Annotated in this window: 18 protein-coding genes; 8 read left to right on the top strand and 10 right to left on the bottom strand. The window is 74.2% G+C overall.

Annotated features, from left to right (window positions below):
• Positions 1-68: 68 nt before the first annotated feature.
• A complete protein-coding gene (locus tag ACFY00_RS11230) occupies positions 69-485 on the bottom strand; it encodes a hypothetical protein (RefSeq protein ID WP_388029770.1) in 417 nt (138 codons plus the stop codon).
• 237 nt (positions 486-722) lie between these two features.
• Positions 723-1,568, bottom strand: a complete 846-nt coding sequence (gene rsmI, locus ACFY00_RS11225; protein WP_388029768.1) for a 16S rRNA (cytidine(1402)-2'-O)-methyltransferase — start codon at positions 1,566-1,568, stop codon at positions 723-725.
• A gap of 160 nt (positions 1,569-1,728) precedes the next feature.
• Here rsmI and ACFY00_RS11220 point away from each other — a divergent pair, with 160 nt between their 5' ends.
• Together ACFY00_RS11220 and ACFY00_RS11215 are read left to right on the top strand one after the other, a co-directional pair.
• Positions 1,729-3,489 (top strand): dolichyl-phosphate-mannose--protein mannosyltransferase, encoded by a 1,761-nt coding sequence (locus ACFY00_RS11220; RefSeq protein WP_388029765.1) that lies wholly within the window; start codon positions 1,729-1,731, stop codon positions 3,487-3,489.
• A 150-nt stretch (positions 3,490-3,639) separates the two neighbouring features.
• Positions 3,640-5,388, top strand: a complete 1,749-nt coding sequence (locus ACFY00_RS11215; protein ID WP_388029764.1) for a penicillin-binding transpeptidase domain-containing protein — start codon at positions 3,640-3,642, stop codon at positions 5,386-5,388.
• Positions 5,389-5,521: 133 nt separating this feature from the next.
• On the opposite strand, the gene ACFY00_RS11210 is transcribed toward ACFY00_RS11215, so the two are convergent.
• The 7 genes from ACFY00_RS11210 to ACFY00_RS11180 all read right to left on the bottom strand — a co-directional run bounded on the left by ACFY00_RS11210 (position 5,522) and on the right by ACFY00_RS11180 (position 13,738).
• The gene (locus ACFY00_RS11210; protein ID WP_388029762.1) at positions 5,522-7,033 is read right to left on the bottom strand and encodes a N,N-dimethylformamidase beta subunit family domain-containing protein; all 1,512 of its coding nucleotides are present in this window, start codon (positions 7,031-7,033) and stop codon (positions 5,522-5,524) included.
• A gap of 113 nt (positions 7,034-7,146) precedes the next feature.
• Positions 7,147-8,553, bottom strand: a complete 1,407-nt coding sequence (locus ACFY00_RS11205; protein WP_388029759.1) for an APC family permease — start codon at positions 8,551-8,553, stop codon at positions 7,147-7,149.
• A gap of 70 nt (positions 8,554-8,623) precedes the next feature.
• The gene (locus tag ACFY00_RS11200) at positions 8,624-10,048 is read right to left on the bottom strand and encodes a penicillin-binding transpeptidase domain-containing protein (RefSeq protein WP_388029821.1); all 1,425 of its coding nucleotides are present in this window, start codon (positions 10,046-10,048) and stop codon (positions 8,624-8,626) included.
• Positions 10,049-10,134: 86 nt separating this feature from the next.
• Positions 10,135-11,484: an FtsW/RodA/SpoVE family cell cycle protein gene (locus tag ACFY00_RS11195; protein ID WP_388029758.1), complete on the bottom strand. Its 1,350-nt coding sequence runs from the start codon at positions 11,482-11,484 to the stop codon at positions 10,135-10,137.
• A 93-nt stretch (positions 11,485-11,577) separates the two neighbouring features.
• Positions 11,578-12,081, bottom strand: coding sequence for a DUF1269 domain-containing protein (locus ACFY00_RS11190; RefSeq protein WP_285736060.1), 504 nt, complete (start codon positions 12,079-12,081; stop codon positions 11,578-11,580).
• 164 nt (positions 12,082-12,245) lie between these two features.
• Entirely contained in the window at positions 12,246-12,893 is a 648-nt protein-coding gene (locus ACFY00_RS11185; RefSeq protein ID WP_388029756.1) for an ABC transporter, read from the bottom strand.
• Positions 12,890-13,738, bottom strand: a complete 849-nt coding sequence (locus tag ACFY00_RS11180) for an ATP-binding cassette domain-containing protein (RefSeq protein ID WP_388029754.1) — start codon at positions 13,736-13,738, stop codon at positions 12,890-12,892. The genes ACFY00_RS11185 and ACFY00_RS11180 overlap by 4 nt, the downstream gene beginning before the upstream one ends.
• 158 nt (positions 13,739-13,896) lie before the next feature.
• Here ACFY00_RS11180 and ACFY00_RS11175 point away from each other — a divergent pair, with 158 nt between their 5' ends.
• Together ACFY00_RS11175 and ACFY00_RS11170 are read left to right on the top strand one after the other, a co-directional pair.
• Positions 13,897-15,192: a VWA domain-containing protein gene (locus tag ACFY00_RS11175; protein ID WP_388029819.1), complete on the top strand. Its 1,296-nt coding sequence runs from the start codon at positions 13,897-13,899 to the stop codon at positions 15,190-15,192.
• A gap of 2 nt (positions 15,193-15,194) precedes the next feature.
• The gene (locus ACFY00_RS11170) at positions 15,195-16,121 is read left to right on the top strand and encodes a peptidase (RefSeq protein ID WP_388029752.1); all 927 of its coding nucleotides are present in this window, start codon (positions 15,195-15,197) and stop codon (positions 16,119-16,121) included.
• An 81-nt stretch (positions 16,122-16,202) separates the two neighbouring features.
• Here the strand turns inward: ACFY00_RS11170 and ACFY00_RS11165 are convergent, their stop codons facing one another.
• The gene (locus tag ACFY00_RS11165; RefSeq protein ID WP_388029750.1) at positions 16,203-18,395 is read right to left on the bottom strand and encodes a germacradienol/geosmin synthase; all 2,193 of its coding nucleotides are present in this window, start codon (positions 18,393-18,395) and stop codon (positions 16,203-16,205) included.
• A 238-nt stretch (positions 18,396-18,633) separates the two neighbouring features.
• On the opposite strand from ACFY00_RS11165, the gene ACFY00_RS11160 reads away from it, so the two are divergent.
• The 4 genes from ACFY00_RS11160 (at position 18,634) to ACFY00_RS11145 (ending at position 21,720) form a co-directional block, all read left to right on the top strand.
• Positions 18,634-18,954, top strand: coding sequence for a hypothetical protein (locus ACFY00_RS11160; RefSeq protein WP_388029747.1), 321 nt, complete (start codon positions 18,634-18,636; stop codon positions 18,952-18,954).
• 116 nt (positions 18,955-19,070) lie between these two features.
• Positions 19,071-19,862, top strand: a complete 792-nt coding sequence (locus tag ACFY00_RS11155; protein ID WP_388029744.1) for a CPBP family intramembrane glutamic endopeptidase — start codon at positions 19,071-19,073, stop codon at positions 19,860-19,862.
• Positions 19,859-21,136 carry a histidine kinase gene (locus tag ACFY00_RS11150; protein WP_388029742.1) on the top strand — a complete coding sequence of 426 codons (1,278 nt, stop codon included), beginning with the start codon at positions 19,859-19,861 and terminating at the stop codon, positions 21,134-21,136. The genes ACFY00_RS11155 and ACFY00_RS11150 overlap by 4 nt, the downstream gene beginning before the upstream one ends.
• Positions 21,076-21,720 carry a response regulator gene (locus ACFY00_RS11145; protein ID WP_388029739.1) on the top strand — a complete coding sequence of 215 codons (645 nt, stop codon included), beginning with the start codon at positions 21,076-21,078 and terminating at the stop codon, positions 21,718-21,720. The genes ACFY00_RS11150 and ACFY00_RS11145 overlap by 61 nt, the downstream gene beginning before the upstream one ends.
• The last annotated feature ends 1 nt before the right edge of the window (position 21,721 follow it).

Raw genomic sequence — 21,721 nt, 5'->3', positions numbered from 1 at the left:
AATCCTAGTGGCCCGGCCGTCCGGCCCGGACCGTCCCCCGGCGGGGGCGGTCCGGGCCGGGGCCGGGGTCAGTCGGCGCGGCGCAGCCTGCCGAACCAGCGGCGGCGGGCCCGCAGCCCGGGGGGTTCGGGCGGGCCCTCGGGTTCGGCGGTGGGCGCGTAGCCGGGGCCGTTCCTGGTCACGGCGGCCACGTCCGCCACCCGCCCGGCCCGCATGATCCGGACGTGTTCGCCGCCGCAGCCGGGGCAGGCCAGCTCGCGCAGCGGGGAGGGGACCCGGACGCCGTTCGCCGTGTACTCGACCACGGTGCGGCCGTCCCTGGCCGTGTGGTGCTCGATGTCGTACGCCTGCTCCCAGCCGTAGCCGCAGTTGAGGCAGGCGAAGGAGTAGGCCTCGTGGACCGTCTGCACGGGGGCGGGACGGCTGGTCGTGCCGAGGCCGCTGGGTGCTCCGCCGTTCCGGGGGCTGTCGATCGTGTCGCTCATGCGCCACCTCGCTTCGCTCGGAGCCCGTCGCCCGGTCCTCACCGGCCGGGTGCGGGTTGTTCCATCCCAGGGAATGCCCGGGAGGATCCTTCCGATGCCCGGCTTGCCAAGTCTTGGTCCCGAATTGGCCCTCCGCTGGGGTGCTCATTCCAACGTACGCGCGATTCCGGCCATTGCCATACAAACCGATCAACACACCGAGCGATCCGGGGTGCTCAGGCGTGCTCAGGCGCGTGCTCAGGGCGCGTGCTTGGCCGCCACCACCGCGTCGAACACGATCGACTTGCGCAGCCCCAGCTCGGCGGCGACCGCGGCGATCGCCTCCTTGCGGCGCTCCCCCGCCTCCTCCCGGACGGCCACCCGGCGGGCCAGCTCGGCCGGGCCGACCTCCTCGGGCGCGGCGGGCGGGGCCCCGGCCACCACCACGGTGATCTCGCCCCGGACGCCGTCCGCCGCCCAGGCCGCCAGCTCGCCCAGCGGGCCGCGCCTGACCTCCTCGTACGTCTTGGTCAGCTCCCGGCAGACCGCGGCGGGGCGGTCGGCGCCGAACGCGGCGGCCATCGCCTCCAGCGTCTCGGCGATCCGGTGCGGGGCCTCGAAGAAGACCATGGTGCGCGGCTCGGCGGCGACCTGGGCGAGCTGCCGGGAGCGGTCGCCCGCCTTGCGCGGCAGGAAGCCCTCGAAGGCGAACCGGTCCACCGGCAGCGCGGACAGCGCCAGCGCGGTCAGCACCGCGGACGGGCCGGGCACCGCGGTGACCTTGATGCCGGCGGCGACGGCGGCGTCCACCAGCCGGTAGCCGGGGTCGGAGACCGAGGGCATCCCGGCGTCGGTGACCAGCAGCACCCGGGCGCCGTCCTGCAGCGCGGCCACCAGCTCGGGGGTGCGGGCCACCTCGTTGCCCTCGAAGTACGACACCACCCGGCCGGTCGGCACCACGCCGAGCGCCTGGGTCAGCCGGCGCAGCCGCCGGGTGTCCTCGGCCGCGATGACGTCCGCCCCGGCGAGTTCGGCGCGCAGTCGGGGTGGCGCGTCCTCGACGTCGCCGATGGGGGTACCTGCCAGTACGAGAACACCAGTCACGGGCACCATCCTCCCCTACCCGGGGGCGGCCCGTGGCTGCTGAGGGGGCCGCGGGGCGGGGGCGCCGCGGGCGCGGGGGGCGGACGAGGGTCGGGGACCCCTTGTGACTTCAGCCGTTGCCCCTACGATGTGGCCCGTGAACGGCGACATGGAGAGTGGTATGGACCACCCCGAGCGGGGCGGCGTGACCGTGCTGGAACCGGCCGACCCGGCCGCCGTTCCGGCTCCTCGCGCGGAGCCCGAACCGGCCTCCCGATGGGCCCGCGCGCTGTCCGGCGTCGGCTACCGGGCCCCGCGGCGCACGCCCCTGGCCGAGCAGTTGGTGCCGCCGATGCCGGACGGCCCGGGCGTCACGCCCGCGGTCGTCGAGCCCTCCCCGGTGCTCGCCCGGCTCGGCCTCCGGCTGCCCGCCCCGCTGTGGTCCTGGCTGTGCCGGTGGGCCGGCTGGCTCGGGCCGGTCGGCATCGCGGTCTTCGCCGGGGTGCTGCGCTTCGCCAACCTGGGCAGCCCGCACGCGCTGATCTTCGACGAGACGTACTACGCCAAGGACGCGTACGCCCTCTGGCACCTCGGCTACGAGAGCAGCTGGGCCGACGACGCCAACGGCCTGATCACCGCGCCCAACCCGGTCGTCCCGCTGCGCCCCGACGCCGCGTTCGTGGTGCACCCGCCGGTCGGCAAGTGGATCATCGGCCTGGGCGAGCAGTTCTTCGGCATGCACCCCTTCGGCTGGCGCTTCATGGTGGCCGTGCTCGGCACCCTCTCGGTGCTGATGCTGGCCCGGATCGCCCGCCGGATGTTCCGCTCCACCCTGCTGGGCTGCGTGGCCGGTCTGCTGCTGTCGGTGGACGGGCTGCACTTCGTGCTCAGCCGCTCCGCCATCCTCGACCTGGTGGTGATGTTCTGGTTCCTGGCCGCGTTCGGCCTGCTGCTGGTCGACCGGGACAGGAGCCGCGCCAGGATCGCCGAGCGGGTCGAGCAGGGCCTCGGCGCCGACTGGTGGCACCTGGGCTGGCGCCCCTACCGGCTGGCCGCGGCGGTCTGCCTGGGCCTGATGACCGGCACCAAGTGGAGCGGCGCCCCGGCGGTCCTGGCCCTGGTGCTGCTCGCCGGGTTCTGGGACTCCTCCGCCCGCCGCCTGGTCGGCAACCGCGGCAACCTCCGCGGCCTGTGGGACTTCGCCTGGTCCGCGGTGTCGATCGCGCTGACCGCCGGCGTCACCTACCTGCTGACCTGGACCGGCTGGATCCTCTCCTCCCCCGAGCCCGGCAAGGGCGGCTACCTGCGCAACTGGGCCGCGCTCAACCCGAGCGACACCTGGGGCTGGGTGCCGGACTGGGCCCGCAGCCTGTGGCACTACCACCACGAGATCTGGCACTTCAACGTCACCCTGACCAGCCCGCACACCTACCAGTCCAACCCGTGGAGCTGGCTGCTGGTCGGCCGCCCGGTCTCGTTCTTCTACGAGTCCCCGAAGAACGGCCAGGCCGGCTGCACCACCACCGAGTGCGCCCGCGAGGTGCTCGCCATCGGCACCCCGTTCCTGTGGTGGGCGGGCATCGCCGGGCTGCTCTACTGCCTGTACCGCTGGCTGCTGCGCCGCGACTGGCGGGCCGGGGCGATCCTGTGCGCGCTGGCGGCGGGCTACCTGCCCTGGTTCAACTACCAGGCCCGGACGATCTTCCTGTTCTACGCGGTGTGCTTCGTCCCGTTCCTGGTGCTCGCGGTGACCATGATGATCGGCGCGATGCTCGGCCCGGCCACCTCCTCGCCCGACCGCAGGCTCGCCGGGGCCACCGGCGCCGGACTGCTGGTCGTCGCGATCATGTGGAACTTCCTGTACTTCTACCCGATCTACACCGGGCAGACGATCCCGATGGACGACTGGCGGGCCCGGATGTGGCTCGACACCTGGATCTAGCGCGACCCACCCGCGCAGCCGCCACACCCGTCACGCGTGTACCGGAACTGTCACAAACCAGCTCCGCGTCGTGAGTGCACGAAAAGCATCTGCCTATGGTGTCGTGGCCACTGAACCCGGACGGCCACGACTCACCATGGGGGACTCGACGTGAACAAGGGTGCGAAGATCGGCGTCTCCGTCATCGCCGCGGCGGTGCTCCTCGGCGGGGGCTACGGGGCGTACGCCCTGGTCTCCGGCGGCGACTCCGGCAAGGACGAGGCGAAGAAGCCCCGCACCGTGGTGGCCGAGCCTCCCGGTCCCGAGCTCGCCGCGTCCGGCGCCAAGGCGTTCCTGGACGCCTGGGCCAAGGGCGACCTGCCCGCGGCCGCCAGGCTCACCGACGACCCGGACAAGGCGCAGGCCGCGCTGCAGGCCTTCCAGGACAACGTGAAGCCCAGCGCCGTCCACCTCACCGTCGGCGGCCCCACCACCGCGCCCAGCGCCGCCGCGTCCAAGTCCGCGAGCGCCCCGGCCTCGGCCGACGCCTCCGCCTCGGCACCGGCCGCGCCCACCGGCGTGCTGGAAAGTTTCAAGGCCTCCGTGGAGTTCGCCGAGACCGGCACCCCCTGGAACTACGACGGCGTCCTCGGCGTGGTCAAGATGAGCGACGGCACCGCCGCCGTCCACTGGGTGCCCAACGTCATCCACCCCAAGCTCGACGCGGGCGAGACCATCGCGGTCAAGCCGCTCTACGCCGCCCCGGCCGCCGTCACCGACCGCAAGGGCAAGCCCCTGGCGAACTACCCCTCGCTCACCGGCCTGCTCAACAAGCTCAAGTCCGCCACCCCGCAGGCCGGCGACCCGGCCGACGCGGGCAGCGGGGTGGTCATCTCCGCCGCGGGCGCCTCCGGCGGCGGCGCCAGCCCGAGCCCGAGCAGCAGCGCGGCCGGTGGCAGCGGCAAGGCGGCCGACGTGAAGCTGTTCACGGTCAAGGAGCCCAAGCCCGTCCCCAACCTCAAGCTCACCATCGACGCCGACCTGCAGCAGGCCGCCGAACAGGAGGTGGCCGCGCAGGGCAAGCCCGCCTCGATGGTCGCCATCGAGCCCAGCAGCGGCAACATCCTCGCCTACGCGTTCTCGCCCTCCACCGGCCAGAACCGCGCCTTCTCCGGTGCGACCGCGCCCGGCTCCACCATGAAGGTGATCACCGCCGCGGCGCTGCTGGAGGCGGGCGTCACGCCCACCAGCCCGATGCCCTGCCCCGAGACCACCATGGTCACCGGCAAGTCCATCTCCAACGACGAGCCCGGCGCGCACCCCGAGTACACGCTCACCGACGCGTTCATCCACTCCTGCAACACCTCCTTCATCGAGAAGGGCAAGGACGTCCTCAAGCCGAACAGCCTGCCCTCGATCGCCAAGGACGTCTTCGGGCTCGGCCTGGTCTGGCAGACCGGCCTGTCCAACTTCGACACCGACATCCCGGTCGAGGGCAACATGGCCGGGGCGGCGAGCGAGTTCATCGGCCAGGGCAAGGTGCGCGCCAACCCGCTCGGCATGGCCTCGGTCGCCGCGACCGTCCAGTCCGGGGTCTTCCGGCAGCCGATCCTGGTCCCCGGCATGGAGCAGGTGAAGGCCGCCCGCACCCTCTCCCCCCAGGTCCTCAGCAACCTCCAGTCGCTGATGGTGCAGACCGTCCGCTCCGGCACCGCCTCCGAGGTCAAGCCCGCCCTCCCGACCGGCTCCGGCGCGAAGACCGGCACCGCCGAGGTCGACAACAGCCCCGACGCGAACTCCTGGTTCACCGCCTACTACGGCGACCTCGCCGTCGCCGCCGAGGTCCAGGGCGGCGGCCACGGCTCCGCGGCGGCGGGCCCGGCGGTCTCCAAGGTCCTGCGGATCGGCAACAAGGGCTGAGCGGGGTTCCGGCAACGGGCGTCGCGTGCTGCTTCGGGTTCCGTCACCACGGCCCGGAGCAGCACGGGCCTCCGGTGGGCTCCGGCCGCCAGCAGCTCGGACCCGCCGTTCCCCGGGCCCCTGAAGGGCCTTGCTAGGAGCCCGCGGCGGCGAACCTGCGGAGCAGGTTCTCGGTGACCCGGCGGGTGAAGTCGCCCGCGCGGCCGTCGATGCCGTGGATCGCGGTGCCGCCCGCGGGCCCGGTCGCCTCGAGGGACTCGACCCACCGCATGGTGCCGGTGGCGAAGACCGTCGCGCCGCCGGCGGCGGTGTAGAGGGCGGTGTCGGCGTAGGAGTGGCGGCCCTCGCAGACGACCGGGGAGTGGGCGATCGTCTCGATGCCCTTCGGGGTGGGGAAGGACGGGTCGACGCGGTCGTACTCGACGCCGACCAGGTGGGGGAAGCTGTCGCCGTTGCGGACGCCGGTGCCGGCCAGCAACCAGTGGTCGGCATTGGTGACGACGTACGGGGCGTCGACGGGGTAGCCGTCGTAGACGACGCCGAGCAGCGAGGATTCGGGGTCGGCGCCGGGCGGGGAGCGGAAGTCGGTGGTGGCGGGGTGGCCCGCCCGGTAGCCGGGGTCGTCCTTCCAGGCGCCCTTCCAGCAGACCACGGTGCGGTCGGGTCCGGTCGGTGAGGGTTCGTAACGGACGCGCCGGTAGCAGCAGTTGGCCCCGAGGAAGGCGAGGTGGGTGCCCGCGTCGCGGGCGGCGGTGACGTGGGCGCGCTGCTCGGGCGACCAGTACTCGTCGTGGCCGAGCGAGAGCACCGCCGCGGCGCCGCGCAGCAGGCCGGGGTCGGCGGCGAGGTCGATGCCGGTGGTGTAGGAGAGCGGGAGGCCGAGCCTCTCGGCGAGGGCGACGAGCGGGGCCTCGTAGACCAGGAAGAGTCCGGCGCCGTCGTCGTAGCGGTAGGGGCGGTCGAAGCTGACCTGCAGCGAGCGGGTGGGGAGGCCGCCGGTGGGGCCGTTGTAGAGGTTGTAGCCGCCCCACTCGTTGTAGGCCTGCCAGGTGGTGACGGCGTTGACGACGACGGTCGTCCCGGCGGTGCCGCGGGAGCGGACGGTCAGCGGGACGTAGCGCTGTCCGGCGCCGCCGTCGGCGTCCAGGCGGAGCAGGTAGCAGCCCTCGGGCCAGCCGGTGGTGTCGACGGTGGTGGTGCGCGGCCAGGCGGTGCTGACGGTGCGGGTGGTCCGGTCGACGGTGAACGGGGGCTGCCGGGTGCCGGGTTGCGGGTCGGAGCGCCAGATCCGGCGGGCGCGGGCGCCGCCGTACCAGCCCATCCGGTAGGCGGTGACGGTGTAGCCGGGCGCGGTGGTGGAGACGTGCAGTCCGAACGGTTCGCCGGGCAGGACGCTGACCCGGTCCGCCCAGCCCTCGATCGCCTGGTCGGGCCCGGCGTGGGTGATCCGCCAGTCGGGGTCGCCGGGGCGGGAGTTCTCGGCGGCGGTGGCGGACGGACTGGGGCCGGGGTCGGGGTCGGGGCCGGTGGCGGGGCCGCTGGCGCCGGCCGCACCGGTGGGGCGGCCGCCGGGGCCGCAGGCGGTGAGGCCGGCCGCGGCGCCCGCGGCCAGTCCGAGGAATCTGCGGCGTCCGGTGGCGCCCAAGGTCACTCCCGTGTTCGAACGTGTTCCGCCCTCACCCTAGGCAACGCCCCGGCCCGGTGGCGCGTCCGTGGCCGGGGCATGGGGAACTCTTGGACGGCGGGTGGGGATCGGGGTCAGCGGCCCCGGGCGAGGCGGGAGTGCTTGGCGCTGTAGGTGAAGTACAGGACGGCGGCGAGGGCCAGGACGACCGCGAAGGCGAGGAAGGTGTCGGCGTGCAGCTTGGTGATCAGGTAGACGCAGAACGCGGCGCTGAGCACCGGCGTGACGGGGTAGAACGGCACCTTGAAGCCGCGCGGCAGGTCGGGGCGGGTGCGGCGCAGGACGACGATGCCGATCGACACGGCCGTGAACGCGATGAGCGTGCCCATCGAGGTGAGGTCGGCCAGCAGCCTGAGCGGGAAGACCGCGGCGAGGACCGCGACGGCGGTGCCGACCACGACGGTGTTCCAGACGGGGGTGCCGGTGCGGGCGGAGACCCGGGTGAAGGGGCGCGGGAGGAGTCCGTCGCGGCCCATCGCGTAGAGGATCCGGGTCTGGCCGTAGATCACCACCAGGGTGATGGAGAAGATCGAGATGATCGCCCCGGCGGCGAACACCAGGGCGGGCCAGGTCTGCCCGGTGACGTTCTGCAGGATCTGCGCCAGGCCCGCCTCCTGGCCGTCGAACTCCTGCCAGGGCTGGGCGCCGACCGCGGTGACGGCGACGGCGATGTAGAGGGCGGTGACGACGACCAGCGAGATCAGGATGGCGAGCGGCAGGGTGCGCCGCGGTTCGCGGACCTCCTCGCCCGCGGTGGAGACGGCGTCGAGGCCGATGAAGGAGAAGAAGATGGTGGAGGCGGCGGTCTGCACGCCGTCCCAGCCGTTGGGCGCGAACGGGGTGAAGTTGCCCGCGGTGAAGCCGGTCAGGCCGACGGCGACGAACAGCACCAGGATGCCCAGCTTGATCGCCACCATGGCGGCGTTGACCTTCGCGGACTCGCCGACGCCGCGGATCAGCAGGACGGTGACCAGCACGACCAGCACCACCGCGGGCAGGTTGAAGACGCCGCCGTCGCCGGGCGGGGCGGTCAGCGCGGTCGGGAGGTGCAGCCCGAAGGCCAGGTCGGAGAACTGGTCGAGGTACTGGCCCCAGGTCACCGCGATCGCGGAGGCGGAGACGCCGTACTCCATGAGCAGGCAGACGCCGACGCCGAAGGCGACGATCTCGCCCATGGTGGCGTAGGTGTACGAGTAGGAGGAGCCGGCCACCGGGATGGCGGAGGCGAGTTCGGCGTAGCAGAGGGCGGTGAGCCCGGCCGTGACGGCGGCGATCACGAAGGAGAGGATCACCGCCGGTCCGGCCTCGGGCACGGAGGTGGTGAGGACGAAGAAGATGCCGGTGCCGACGGTGGCGCCGATGCCGATCGCGGAGAGCTGCCAGAGCCCGATGGAACGGCGCAGCTCTCCGGCTCCGGTGTCTCCTGCCTCGGCGATCAGGGTGTCCACGGACTTGCGCCGCAGCAGGGGGGTGGTGCTCATCGGTGTCCTTCTGGTGGGGAATCGGACCGGGACAGTAGCAAATGCCGCTTTTCCGCCGTTCGGGGAGGTCCTACCGGTTGAGCACGGCCTGCATGACGGACTTGGCGATGGGCGCGGCCAGTCCGCCGCCGGTGACGTCGGTGGCCTGGCTGTCGGCGACCACGACGGCGACGGCGACCGGCGGGGTGGCGGTGGACCCGGCGGGGCGGGCCCAGGCGATGAACCAGGCGTACGGGGTGCCGGAGTTGTCGACGCCGTGCTGGGCGGTGCCGGTCTTGCCGCCGACCTCGGCGCCGGGGATGCGGGCGTTGCGGCCGGTGCCGTTCTCGACCACGTCCACCATCAACTGCCGCAACTGCCGGGCGACCGCGGCCCCGAAGGCCTGGTGGTAGAGGCTGGGGTGCATCAGTTGGACCTGGCTGCCGTCGGCCTCGGTGAGCTTGTCGACCAGCTGCGGGGACATCACCTGGCCGTCGTTGGCGGCCCCGGCGGCGACCATCGCCATCACCAGCGGGGTGGCGGCGGTGTCGTACTGGCCGATCGAGGAGAGCGCCAGCTGGGACTTGTTCATCTCGGTGTCGAAGTTGGAGCGGGCGGCCCGCACCGGGACGTCCAGCTTGGCGTCGTTGAAGCCGAAGTTCCGGGCCATCGCGGTCATCCGGTCGAGCCCGGTCTGCACGCCGAGGTAGCCCATGACGCTGTTGCAGGACAGCGTCATCGCCTCGTCCAGCGACAGCCCGGCCCGGTCGCAGGCGCCGGTGTCGTTGGTGAGCGGGGTGGTGGTGCCGGGCATGACGTACGGGTACGGGGCGTCGGTGGGGGCGTCGATGTCGGTGACGACGCCGCTGGCGAGCGCGGCGGCGGCGGTGACCACCTTGAAGGTGGAGCCGGGCGGGTAGATCTGGCGCAGGGCCCGGTTGAGCATCGGCTGGTCGGGGTCGTCCTGGAGCTTCTTCCAGGCGTTCTGGTCGGCGCCGGAGGTGCCCGCGAAGCTGCCGGGGTCGTAGCTGGGGGTGGAGGCGAGGGCGAGGATCCGGCCGGTGGCGGGTTCGATCGCGGCGACGGCGCCCTTCTGGTTGCCCAGGCCCTGCACGGCGGCGCGCTGGGCGGCCGGGTCGATGGTGGTGACCACGTCGCCGCCGGGCTGCTGCTGCCGGGTGACCGCGTCCCAGACCGCCCAGCCCGCGAGCCTCGGGTCGGTGCCGGAGAGCAGGTCGTCGTGGACGCCCTCCAACTGGGTGTTGCCGTAGGTCTGGGACGAGTAGCCGGTGACGGCGGCGTACAGCGGGCCGTCGGTGTAGGTGCGCTTGTAGGCGTAGCGGCCGCCGGTCCGCGCGGAGCCGGTGACCGGCTGCCCGGCGACCAGCAGGTTGCCGCGGGGCTGGGAGTAGCGCTGGATGGTGGCGCGCTGGTTGGCGGCGTTGTGGTCCAGCTCGTCCTTCCGGAACACCTGGACGCGGGTGGCCTGGAGGGCGAGGGCGACGATCAGCAGCATGCAGAACGTCCCGGCCCGGCGCCCGGTGGTGGAGATGCCGGGGAGCCCGTCCGGCCCGCCGTTGGTGCCCTCGGGCCGGGTCGGCCTCACGCGTCCTCCTCGGGTGCGGGGCGCCGGGCGAGGTCGCTCATCCGCACCAGCAGCGCCACGATGATCCAGTTGGTGACCACGGACGAGCCGCCCTGGGCGATGAACGGCAGCGTCATGCCGGTCAACGGGATCAGGTCGAGGACGCCGCCCGCGACCACGAACACCTGGATCGCGACCAGGGCGGCCAGGCCGATGGCGAGCAGCCGCCCGAAGGGGTCGCGCAGCGCGATGCCGACCTTGAAGCCCCGGGCCACCAGCAGGGCGTACAGCAGGAGGACCGCAAACAGGCCGGTCAGACCGAGCTCCTCGCCGACGGTGGCCAGGATGAAGTCGGACTTGGTGGCGAAGCCGATCAGCGCGGAGTGGCCCAGGCCCAGGCCGGTGCCGAGCTGGCCGCCCCAGGCGAACGCGAACAGCGACTGGGCGATCTGGTTGGCGCCCTGCCCGGCCTCGATCGAGGCCAGCGGGTGCAGCCACTCGGTGACCCGGCTGTGCACGTGCGGGGAGAGCCAGCCGACGCCGACCGCGGCCAGCGCGGACAGCAGCAGGCCGATCACGATCCAGCCGGTGCGGGCGGTGGCGACGTACAGCATCACCACGAACAGGCCGAAGAACAGCAGCGAGGTACCGAGGTCGGTCTCCAGCACCAGCACGCCGACGAACGCCGCCCAGATCAGCAGCACCGGCCCGAGCACCCGGCCCAGCGGCAGTCGGAACCACAGCACCCGGCGGCCGGTCAGCGCCAGCGCGTCCCGGTGCGCGGCCAGGTAGGCGGCGAAGAAGATCGCCAGCAGGACCTTGGCGAACTCGCCGGGCTGGAAGGAGAGCGGGCCCAGGGTGATCCAGATCCGCGAGCCGTACACCGGCGGGAAGAACACCGGCAGCACCAGCAGGACGAGCGCGACGAACGCCCCGACGTACGCGTAGCGCTGCAGGCGGCGGTGGTCGCGCAGCAGGAGCAGCGCCGCGATGAACAGGCCCACCCCGAGGGTGGACCAGAGCAGTTGGGTGGGGGCGGCGGCGCTGCCGGGGTTGCGGTCCAGCCGGTAGATGACGACCAGGCCGATGCCGTTGAGCAGCACCGCGATCGGCAGCAGCAGCGGGTCGGCCCACTTGGCGCGCCAGCGCACCGCGGCGTGCGCCAGCAGGGCGAGCACGCCGAGCGCGGCGCCGTACTGGGCGGCGTCCGGCGGGGCGTGGCCGTCGAGGTCGACGCCGACCTCGACGTAGCCGAACACCGCGATGCCCACCGCGGCCAGCACCAGCACCAGTTCGGTCCAGCGCCCGGTCCGGGCCCGCCGGGCGCGGGGCACCCGGGCCGCCCGGGTCGCGGAGTCAGTCGCCACCGCCAGCCGTCCTCGCCAGCTCGAAGGGGCACGGACGGCGGGGCACCGGGCGACGCGCGCCCGGCACCCCGCCGGAAGGTCGGTGCTGCGGCGTCAGAGCGTGGAGGCCGGGTACGCCGCCTTGGCGATCTCCCGCAGGTGCTCCTCCTCGTCGTGGCTCAGCGAGGTCTGGATCAGCTCGCCGCCGAACTGCGCGACGGCCGGGATGACCTTGTCCTGCGTCGCCGAGCGGACCAGGGCGAACACCGCGGCCTTGCCGGGCTCCAGCTTCTCGCCGACCTGGCGCATGAAGTTGTCGTCCACGCCGGTGTCGGTGGACGCGCCGACCGCCGCGCCGGTCGCGCCGCCGACCGCCGCACCCAGGAACGGCATGAAGAACAGCAGGCCGATCACGCCGCCCCACAGGGCGCCCGAGGCCGCGCCCATGCCGGTGTTGGACACGGCCTGGTGCAGCTTGATCTTGCCGTCCTCGCGGCGCTCGACCACCACGACGTCCTCCAGGTCGACCAGCTTCTGCTTCTGCAGGCCGACCAGCTCGTCACGGACCTTCTGCGCGGTGGCGACATCCGGGTAGGCGATCGCGAACAGGTTGCTCACGGCGGGCTTCCTTCCAGCAGGCACGGGGCACGTCTCCCAGCACCCTAGCCAGAATTGGCCGGGTTCAACCCGATCCGAACCGGTGTGTCCGTTTCGCACCGGGCCGTCGTGCGACCCGTCGCACCGGCCTGTCGCGCCGCCCCGTCGCACCGCCCCGCGCGCGGTCAGTCGCCGCGCCGGACCGCGGCCGCCACCGCCGCCCAGCAGCACCCCGCCGCCAGGGCCGCCGCGGCCGGGAACGTCCACCACGGCACGTCCGGCGCGTGCTGCCGCGCGCCCAGCACCAGCGCCCGCACCGCCTCGTTCGCCGGCGAGCCCGGCACCAGCAGCACCGCCACCACCCCGCCCAGCCCCAGCGGCACCGCGTACGGCCCCACCACCAGCGGGCGGTTGCACACCGCGCCGACCGCCGCGCCCGACAGCACGCACACCACCGTCGCCGCCGCGCCCCCGGCGACGCCCGCGGCCGTGGCGCCGCTGCCCAGCAGCAGCACCGCGGCCAGCCCGAGCGCGCCCAGCACCAGGCCCGCCAGGACCGCCGCGAGCAGCGCCGACAGGTGCACCCGGGCCCAGCCCGCCGCCGCCACCAGGCAGGCCCGCGACTGGGCCGGTTCGGCGCCCACCGCGCCGCGCACCAGCCAGCCCGTCACCGGCACCAGCAGCCCGGCCGAGAAGGCGGCCGCCGAGGAGACGTCGTCCCCGCCCGAGAGGCCCAGGCCCAGCACCACCAGGTACGTCAGGCCCGGGGGCAGCCAGCGCTGCGAGCGCGCCAGCAGTTCCAGGTGGTAGCGGGTCAGCACGCGCAGCGTCACGGCCGCGCTCCTTCCGGGTGCTCCGGTCCGGCCACGCTGTGGACGTGCACCGGGGGCGTCGAGTTGAGGAGCCTGCGCAGCAGGGTGTCGGAGTGGGCGGCGGCCACGTCGAGGCGGACGGTGCCGTCGGCGAGCGGCTCGCGCTCCGGGTTCCCGGGGAGGTGCTCGGGCAGGCGCTCGGCGCGGACCACGACCACCGCGCGCGGGCCGTCCTCGTCGGCCCGGACGGGCGGGGCCTCGTGCAGGGTGCCGTTCCTGACCAGGTGTCCGGCCGTGGTGAGCCCGGCCAGCCGGTTCGGGTCGTGGTCGACGAACACCACCAGCCCGCCGCCGGACGCCCGTTCGGTGACGGCCGCGTCGAGTTCGCCGCGGGCGGCCCGGTCGAGCCCGGTCCACGCCTCGTCCAGCAGTAGCAGGTCCGCCTCGGCCAGCAGGGCCTGGGCGACGGCGACCTTCTGGCAGGTGCCCTTGGAGAGGCGGCCGATCGGGGTGCCCGCGTAGCCGGTGATGCCGAAGCGCTCCAGCCAGTGGTCGGCGCGCCGCCGCCCCTCCGCGGCGCCCAGGCCGCGGACCCGGCCGAGGTGGCACAGGTAGTCGCGGGCGTCGAACGGCAGCGCGGGCGGGAAGCGTTCGGGCACGTAGGCCCGGCTGCCGGTGACCTCCACCGTGCCGCGCTCGGCGCGCTCGATGCCCGCCAGGAGCTTCAACAGGGTGGACTTCCCACTGCCGTTGGCGCCCTCGACCCGGACGATCCCGCCCGGCGGCAGCGTCAGGTCGACACCTCGGAGGACCCACGGACCCCCGCGCCCGTAGCGTTTGCCGACCCCGGCCAGACGCACCGTCATGCGCTCTCCTCGCCCGCTCCGTCCGTGCGTTCAGGGTAGGGGCCGCCCACCACCCGCGTTGGGCGATTCGAACTGACGGTCCCTAGGATGCGGCGGTGATCACCACCACCACACCACGACGGACGGCCCGCGCGGCCGCCCTGCTCGGGGCCCTGACGATGGTCGTGGGCACCGCGCTGGGCACCCTCCCCGCGCACGCCGACGAACCCGGGGCACCGCCCGCCGCGACCGAGGCACCGAAGGTCGACCTGATCCTGGACGGCTCGGGGTCGATGCGCACCATGGACATCCAGGGCAAGAGCCGGATGGAGGTCGCCCAGCAGTCGATCAAGGAGGTCATCGACGCGCTGCCGGAGGAGACCGAGTTCGGCATCCGCACCCTCGGCGCGACGTACCCGGGCAGCGACCAGAAGGAGGGCTGCAAGGACACCCAGCAGCTCTACCCCGTCGGGAAGACGAACAAGGTGCAGGCCAAGACGGCCGTCGCCACCGTCCGCCCGACCGGCTGGACCCCGATCGGGATCGCGCTGCGCGCCGCCGCCCAGGACCTGGGCACCGGCCCGACCACCCGCCGGATCGTGCTGATCACCGACGGCGAGGACACCTGCGCCCCGCCGGACCCGTGCGACGTGGCCCGCGAACTGGCCAGCCAGGGCATCCACCTGGTCGTCGACACCCTGGGCCTGGCCCACGACGACAAGACCCGGCAGCAGCTGATCTGCATCGCCAACGCGACCGGCGGCACCTTCACCGACGTCCGCAGCCAGGACCAACTGACCAAGCGCGTCAAGCAGTTGGTCGAGCGCGCGCAGGACACCCACACCGTCGCCCCGGCGAAGGTCACCGGCGCCGACACGTGTGCGAACGCCCCGGTCCTCTCCCCCGGCGTCTACACCGACCGGGAGAAGTTCTCCGAGCACCGGGTCTACCGGGTGCCGGTGAAGGCGGGCGAGGAGCTGCGCGCCGCGGTCAGCGTCACCCCGGACCGGGCCGTCGCCCGGGACTACGGGGTGCTGCTGCAGGCGACCGACACCAGCGGCCAGGAACTGGTGCGCGGCAGCGACGCCGGCTCCGGCCGCACCGACGTGGCCTCGACCGGCGTGCGCTGGTCCGCGGCCGAGGACGGCGACGGGGACGGCACCGGCCCGGCGTCGGCCTCCCCGTCGAAGGGCTCGGGTTCGAGCTCCGGCTCGGGGGCGAAGTCGGCCGCCCGGACGGTCTGCCTGGTGGTCAGCAACTCCTTCGCCGCGCAGGCGGGCGTGCAGGCCGACCCCGGTCTGCCGCTGGAGCTGACCGTGGACGTCGCCGCCGCCTCCCCCGCCCCCGACGGCCCCGCGATGGGCCTGGGCCGCGGCTGGATCCTGCTCGGCGTCCTGACCCTGGCCGGCCTGCTCGCCGGTCTGCTCTTCGGCTGGCTGGCACGCTGGCGGATCGCCGTCTGGCGGGAGAACTGACCATGCGCAAGCTCCGCACCGCGGCGGCCGCGGCCGCCGCCTTCACCGGCCTGCTCCTGCTGGCCCCGACGTCGGCCTCGGCCGCGTCCCCGTCCGCCTCGCCGTCCGCCTCGGCGTCCGGCACCGCCAAGCCGGTGGTCAACTCGGTGGGCACCAGCTTCCTCACCGCCACCACGCTGGCCTCCGGCCAGGACGCGGACGTGCCGGTCTCCACCGGCGACTACCTGTACTGGGCGTTCCCGGCCGCCGAGGGCCAGACCGCGACCGTCCAGGTCAAGGTCACCCTGCCGGACGCCGCGGACCGGCACGGCGCGCAGACCTGGACGGTCGAGCTGTTCGACGGCCTGCGCCGCCGGCAGTCCTGCACCGCGGGTCCGCAGAACGGCACCGCCGAGCAGAGCGCGGCCACCCTGGAGCTGAGCTGCACGCTGCGGCAGATCCGCTCCTGGGCCGAGCCCTGGTCCGGCGACCCGCTGCCCGGCACGTACTACGTCCGCCTGTCGACCACGGACATCCCGCAGACCGACCTCGGCCTGGCCTCCACCGTCCACGTGCACGTCGCCACCAAGGGCGGCGCGGACGACGCCCAGCCCGAGGGCGGCTCGCTGAAGGCCCCGCTGGTGCCGCCGGTCAACGCCGGGGCGACGGCCGCCGCCGAGGCGGCCGCCCCGTCGCCGAGCGCGAGCGCGACGTACGCGGCCGCGCCCGCCGAGGAAGAGACCCACTGGTACTCGGACCTCTTCTCCGGCTGGAACACCCGCTGGTGGTGGACGGTCGCGGGCGGCGTGCTCGCCGCGCTGGCCGGTGTCCTCGGCTACACCCTCACCCGCCACCCCCGCGGCCACCGCCACCACCCGCACCACCCGGCCCCGGCGCCCGTCCCGCACCAGGCGCCCCCGGGGCAGCCGCGGCAGGACAGCTGGCAGTAGGACAGCGCACCGCGAGGCCGCGAGGGGACGTCGACCGACCGTCCCGCTCGCGGCCTCGCGGCCGTCCGGCCCCGCTGCGCGCTACCGGCCGATGGTCTCCAGGATCCGCATCGCCGCCGTCCCCAGCTCCGGCCGGACGGCCGTGCTCGGGGCGAAGTGCCGCCGCAGCACGTCGTCCGTGTAGCGGCGGCACTCCCGGTGCCAGTGCAGGACGGCGGCCATCCAGTCCTGCAGCTCGCGGACGTACCCGTCGAGGGCCTGCTCGGCCTCGCCCTCGATGGCGAAGTCCTGCTTGAGCAGCGGGAGTTCGCCGTCGAGCAGGTGGGCGAACTGGTTCAGCCGGGAGGCCGCCAGGTCGGCCACGATGTCGACGGCGACGGGGCGCTCGCAGGAGAAGAAGTTCTCCACCACCCGGACCAGGTTGTGGAACTCGCCCTCGTACTCGGTCTCCTTGCGGTACGAGTGCAGGTCGTTGACCAGGCAGGCGTAGTCCGCCGCGGAGTTCTCGATCGCCCGCAGGGTGCCGCTGGCGTGCACCTCCTCGGGGACCGCCTCGCCGCGGCCGAGCCGGGACAGGCTCATCGTCAGGTCGGAGCCGAAGGTGGCGCGGCGCATCTCGATGTAGTCGACCGGGTCGGGGATGCGGTTCTGCGCGCCGTTGGCGAGCTCCCAGAGCCAGCTGTCGAGCATGTCGCCGACGGCCTTGCGGAACGTGGCCCGGGCGCCCTGCGAGAACGGCGCGACGGTGCGCTGCCAGACGTCGGCGAGGCCGGACTCCAGGGCGTTGCGCGGGGCGAAGGGGAGGCTGCCGTCGAGCGTCATCAGGGCGTGCAGGCGCTCGTTGGCGGCCTTCGCGCCGAGCAGGTCGCGGGGGCGGCCGAAGACGGCGGGGTAGTAGTCGTCGGCGTAGGTGCCCCAGGCCAACCAGGCGGCGGAGAGGTCGAGTTCGGCGGGGGTGGCGTCGGGGTCGATGCCCGCGGCGCAGAGCGCGAGGTCGTAGTCGCGGATCTTGGTCTCGTTCCAGACGTCGGAGCCGGGGACGCCGGGCTCGGGGTCGAGCAGCCCGAACTTCCGGGCCCAGGCGACCACCGACTCGCGGGCGCCGTCCAGGTGCGGGTTGAGCGTGAGGGGGTAGGGCATCGGGAGGTCGGGCAGCGGGGCGGGGACGGCCCTGCGGTGCGGGGTGTGGGTGAAGCTGCGCAGGCCGCGGACGCCCGCGGCGAGGCGGATGCTGGCGGCGGAGGTGCCCAGGCCGCTCGGGCCGAGCGCGGGGGCGGCCGCGCCGCCGCCGTTCATGTAGCGGCTGGAGCGCATGTGCCACTCGTGGCCGCCGGACTGCCAGTCCTGCATGCCCTTGACGTAGGCGAGGACCCGGGCGACCTCCTCCGGGGCCAGCGCGTGCTCGACGACCAGCGGGGCGAGTTCGGTGAGCGCGGTGTTCTCGAACTGCTGGAGCCGGGAGGTGAGCAGGTCGTTGACGGCGTCGGCGGCCTGCTGGGTGGAGCAGCCGAGGAAGGTCTCCAGCACCAGGACGCCGTTGGAGAGCTCGCCCTCCTCGCCGATCTCGCGCTCGTACGAGAACAGGTCGTTGCGCAGGTGCACGCCGTCGGAGAAGGCGTCGCGCAGGACGCGCAGCGGCCGGGAGTGCGCCACCGACTCGGGCACCTCGGCGTTCGCCGCGTACTCGATCAGCCCGGCGGACCAGGGGGCGCCGCCGACCTTGCGGCGCATCTCGACGTACTCGACCGGGTTGGCGACCCGGCCCTCGTTGATGTTGGACAGCTCCCAGAGCGACTCGTTCAGCAGGTTCCTGGTCGACTCGGCGAACCGGGCCCGCCAGTGGGCCGACATGTGCGGGACGGTGCGCTGCCACAGGTCCGCCAGACCGGCCTCGACCGGGTTGGTGGCCTCCGGGTAGCCGTCCGCGAGGTCCATCGGCATGAAGGCGGGCAGCCGGTCCAGGTACGCCTTGCCGCCCTCGCGGTCGAGGGTGCGCTTGAAGGTCTCCAGGAAGTGGTCGTCGAAGAAGAAGACCCAGGTGTACCAGTCGGTGACGAGGTTCAGCGCCTCGGCGTCGCAGTCGGGGTGGGTGTAGGAGCAGAGCAGCGCGTAGTCGTGCGCGTCGAGGTCGTGCTCCTCCCAGACGCCGGAGCCCTCCAGCATGCCGAAGGCCCGCGCCCAGTCCTTGGTGTGGACCCGTGCCTCCTCGTAGTGCGGGTTGATCCGGGCCGGGTACGGCACGTAGAAGTCCGGCAGTTCGAACGGCTGAGCCACGAGATCCCGCCCCTGTAGGTGTTCGTCCGGTGTGGTCGTCCGGTGTGGTCGCCGACGGAGATCGGCATGAGGCCCAACGAGCCCGTGGGCCCGCGGTCACCGGTACCCGGCTCGGCCGTCCGGATTCCGCAATCCACTCGTACGGGTGATGTCACCGCGCGCTGCCCTGACGGCGGACGGTGTCGGACCCCTGCGGCAGACTGGCCCTCCCGCCCCTGCGCACCGAGGGAGCCGCCCGATGGGCCTGTTCACCGAGGAGACCTGGCGCCTGCTGCGCGGCGCCGAGCTGGTCGGCGAGATCCGGATCGACGAGGCGGACTTCCCGTGGCTGTCGGGCGCGTTCGTCCCGGGCCCGGCCTGGCCGGAGCTCGCGCCGGGGTTCGCCGAGTGCCGGCGGCTGGCCGAGGCCGAGGAGTGGGAGGCCTGGGAGCGGGCGTACGACCCGCTGGAGGCGGCCTGCGCACTGCACTCCCCCGACGGCCCGGTGGCCGAGTTCCTGCTGCACGTGGAGCCGCCGCGGGCCTGGTTCCGGTTCAGCGAGGAGCCGTTCGAGGAGTAGCCGGGGCCGGGGTGCAGGTAGCTGCACCCCGGTCGGGCAGCTGGGTGCAGTGGATCGGGGCGCCGCGCACGGAATCGTCGGGGGTGGAGGGGATTCCGAGCGAGGGGTGGAGTGCGGTGCGCGGGAAGTGGATCGGGCCGACCGGGTTGTTCCTGGCGGTGGCGTTCGTCGCGGCGGGGGCGCTGGGGGCGGCGCAGCCCGCGACGGGGCTGCCCGAGGAGGTGCTGCAACTGACGCAGTTCGGGCCCGCGTTGGGGGTGGCGGCGGTCGCCGCGTGGCGGCCGGGGCAGGTGCGGCGGCTGCTGGCCGGGCGGGGCGGGCGCGGGCCGTCCGGGTCGGTGCTGCTGTCCGCGGCGGCGGTCACGGCGGTCGCGGTGGCCGGGGCGGTGCTGTGCGGCGTGCCGGTCCCGGTGCGCGACCCGGGGTCGCTGGCCGCGCCGTTCGGGGTGGTCGCGGCGGCCCAACTGCTGGGCGCCTGCGGGGAGGAGGTCGGCTGGCGGTGCCTGCTGCAGCCGCTGCTGCGGGAGCGGTTCGGGCCGTGGGCCTCGTCGGTGGCGGTCGGGCTGGCCTGGGGGTGCTGGCACGTCGGGGTGTTCGCCCGGTCCCCGCTGTACGCGGCGGGTTTCCTGACCGCGACGGTGGCGATGTCGGTGCTGCTGGGCTTCGCCTGGGAGCGGGTGGGCCGGTGGCGGCTGCCGGTCGCGGGCGGTTTCCACGCGCTGGTGAACCTGGGCCTGCTGCTGTTCCTGGACCAGGAGTCGGGGGCGACCGGCCCGGTGCTGCTGTTCGGCGCGGCCTGCGTGCTGGTGGCGCTGCCCTGGGCTCTGACGGTGCGTCGGACGGGGCGGCCGGGGCGCGCGAACCGTGCGGACCGCGCGGGGCGCCCGGATAGCATCGTGCTGATATGACGATGCGACCGCAGTCCGTCCGGCTCCGGGCCGCCCTGCTCGCCCTCGGCCGCTGCCACCTGGCCTCCTGGCGCGCCCTGGAGACGTCCCTGCGCGGCCTGGCCGCGGGCGGCGCGCTGACCCTGCTGCCGGTCGGCCTCGGCCTGCCGCTGCTGCCGCCCGCCGCCCGGCTGCTGCGCCGCGGCGCCGACCGCGAGCGCGCGCTGCTCGCCCGCTGGACGGGCCGCGCGCCCGCCGCCCCCGAACCGCTGCCCGCGGGCGTGGTGGCACTGCTCGGCGCGCCCGGCTTCCGCCGCGAACTGGCCTGGTCCTGGCTGGCCCCGTTCACCGGCTGCCTGCTGGTGGCCGTCCCGCCCACCCTGGTCGGCTACGGCCTGGCCGGGGCGTTCGTGCAGCCGTTCCTGTGGCGGCTGCTGGGCCCGGGCAACTGGTACGCCTTCGTCCCGGTCGACTCGACCGCCAACGCGCTCGCCGCGGTCCTGCTCGGCCTGGGCTTCGCCGCGGCCGGGCTGTGGCTCTCCCCGCCCGTGCTGGCCCGGTACGCGGCCTGGACGGCCCGGCTGCTGGACGGCCCCGCGCAGGCCCGGCTGGAGCGCCGGATCGACCAGCTGACCGACAGCCGGGCCGTCGTCCTGGACGCCCAGGCCGCCGAACTGCGCCGGATCGAACGGGACCTGCACGACGGCGCCCAGGCCCGCCTGGTCGCGCTCGGGCTGAACCTGGACCGGGCCGAGCAACTGCTCGACGAGGACCCGGCCACCGCCCGCCGCCTGCTCGGCGAGGTCCGGGCCACCTCCGAACGGGCCCTGCAGGAGCTGCGCGACCTGGTGCACGGCGTCCTGCCGCCGGTGCTCGCCGACCGCGGCCTGCCCGACGCCGTCCGCTCGCTCGCCCTGGACTCCTTCCTCGACGTCGAGGTCACCGCCGACCTGCCCGGACGGCTGCCCGCCCCCGTCGAGGCCGCCGCCTACTTCGCCGTCGCCGAGCTGCTCGCCAACGCGGGCAAGCACTCCGGCGGCGACCGGGTGGACGTCGAACTCCACTGCGCGGACGGCCTGTTGCGGGCGGTCGTGCGCGACGACGGCCGCGGCGGCGCCGACCCCGGCCGGGGCAGCGGGCTCACCGGCGTCCGCCGCCGGCTCGCCGCCCTGGACGGCACCCTCGCCCTGGACAGCCCCCCGGGCGGACCGACCACCGCGATCCTGGAGCTCCCGTGCGCGTCGTCCTCGCCGAAGACCTCTTCCTCCTCCGGGACGGTCTCGCCCGCACCCTGACCGAGCACGGCTTCGAGGTCGTCGCCGCCGTCGACAACGGCCCCGAACTGCTGCGCGCCCTGCGGGAGTCGGCCCCCGACGTCGCCGTGGTCGACATCCGGCTGCCCCCCACCCACACCGACGAGGGCCTCCAGGCCGCCCTGACCGTCCGCCGGGAGCGCCCCGCCCTGCCGGTCCTGGTCCTCTCCCAGTACGTCGAACAGCTCTACGCCCAGGAGCTGCTGGCCGACGGCCGCGGCGCGGTCGGCTACCTGCTCAAGGACCGCGTCACCCGCACCGCCCAGTTCGTCGACGCGGTCCGCACCGTCGCCGCGGGCGGCACCGTCATGGACCCCCAGGTCATCGCCCGCCTGATGGCCCGCTCCACCGCCCGCGGCACCACCGCCGACCTCACCCCGCGCGAACTCGACGTGCTGCGGCTGATGGCCGGGGGCCGCTCCAACGCCGCGATCACGGCCGCCCTCCACATCGGTGAGAGCGCGGTCGCCAAGCACACGGCCGCGATCTTCACCAAGCTCCGGATCGACCACACCCCCGACACCAACCGCCGGGTCCTCGCCGTCCTCGCCTACCTCAAGCGCTGAC

Origin of the sequence: Kitasatospora sp. NPDC001540, from assembly GCF_042894345.1 — a bacterium.
GTDB lineage: Bacteria > Actinomycetota > Actinomycetes > Streptomycetales > Streptomycetaceae > Kitasatospora > Kitasatospora phosalacinea_C.
This window is presented reverse-complemented; position numbering and strand designations above follow the sequence as displayed.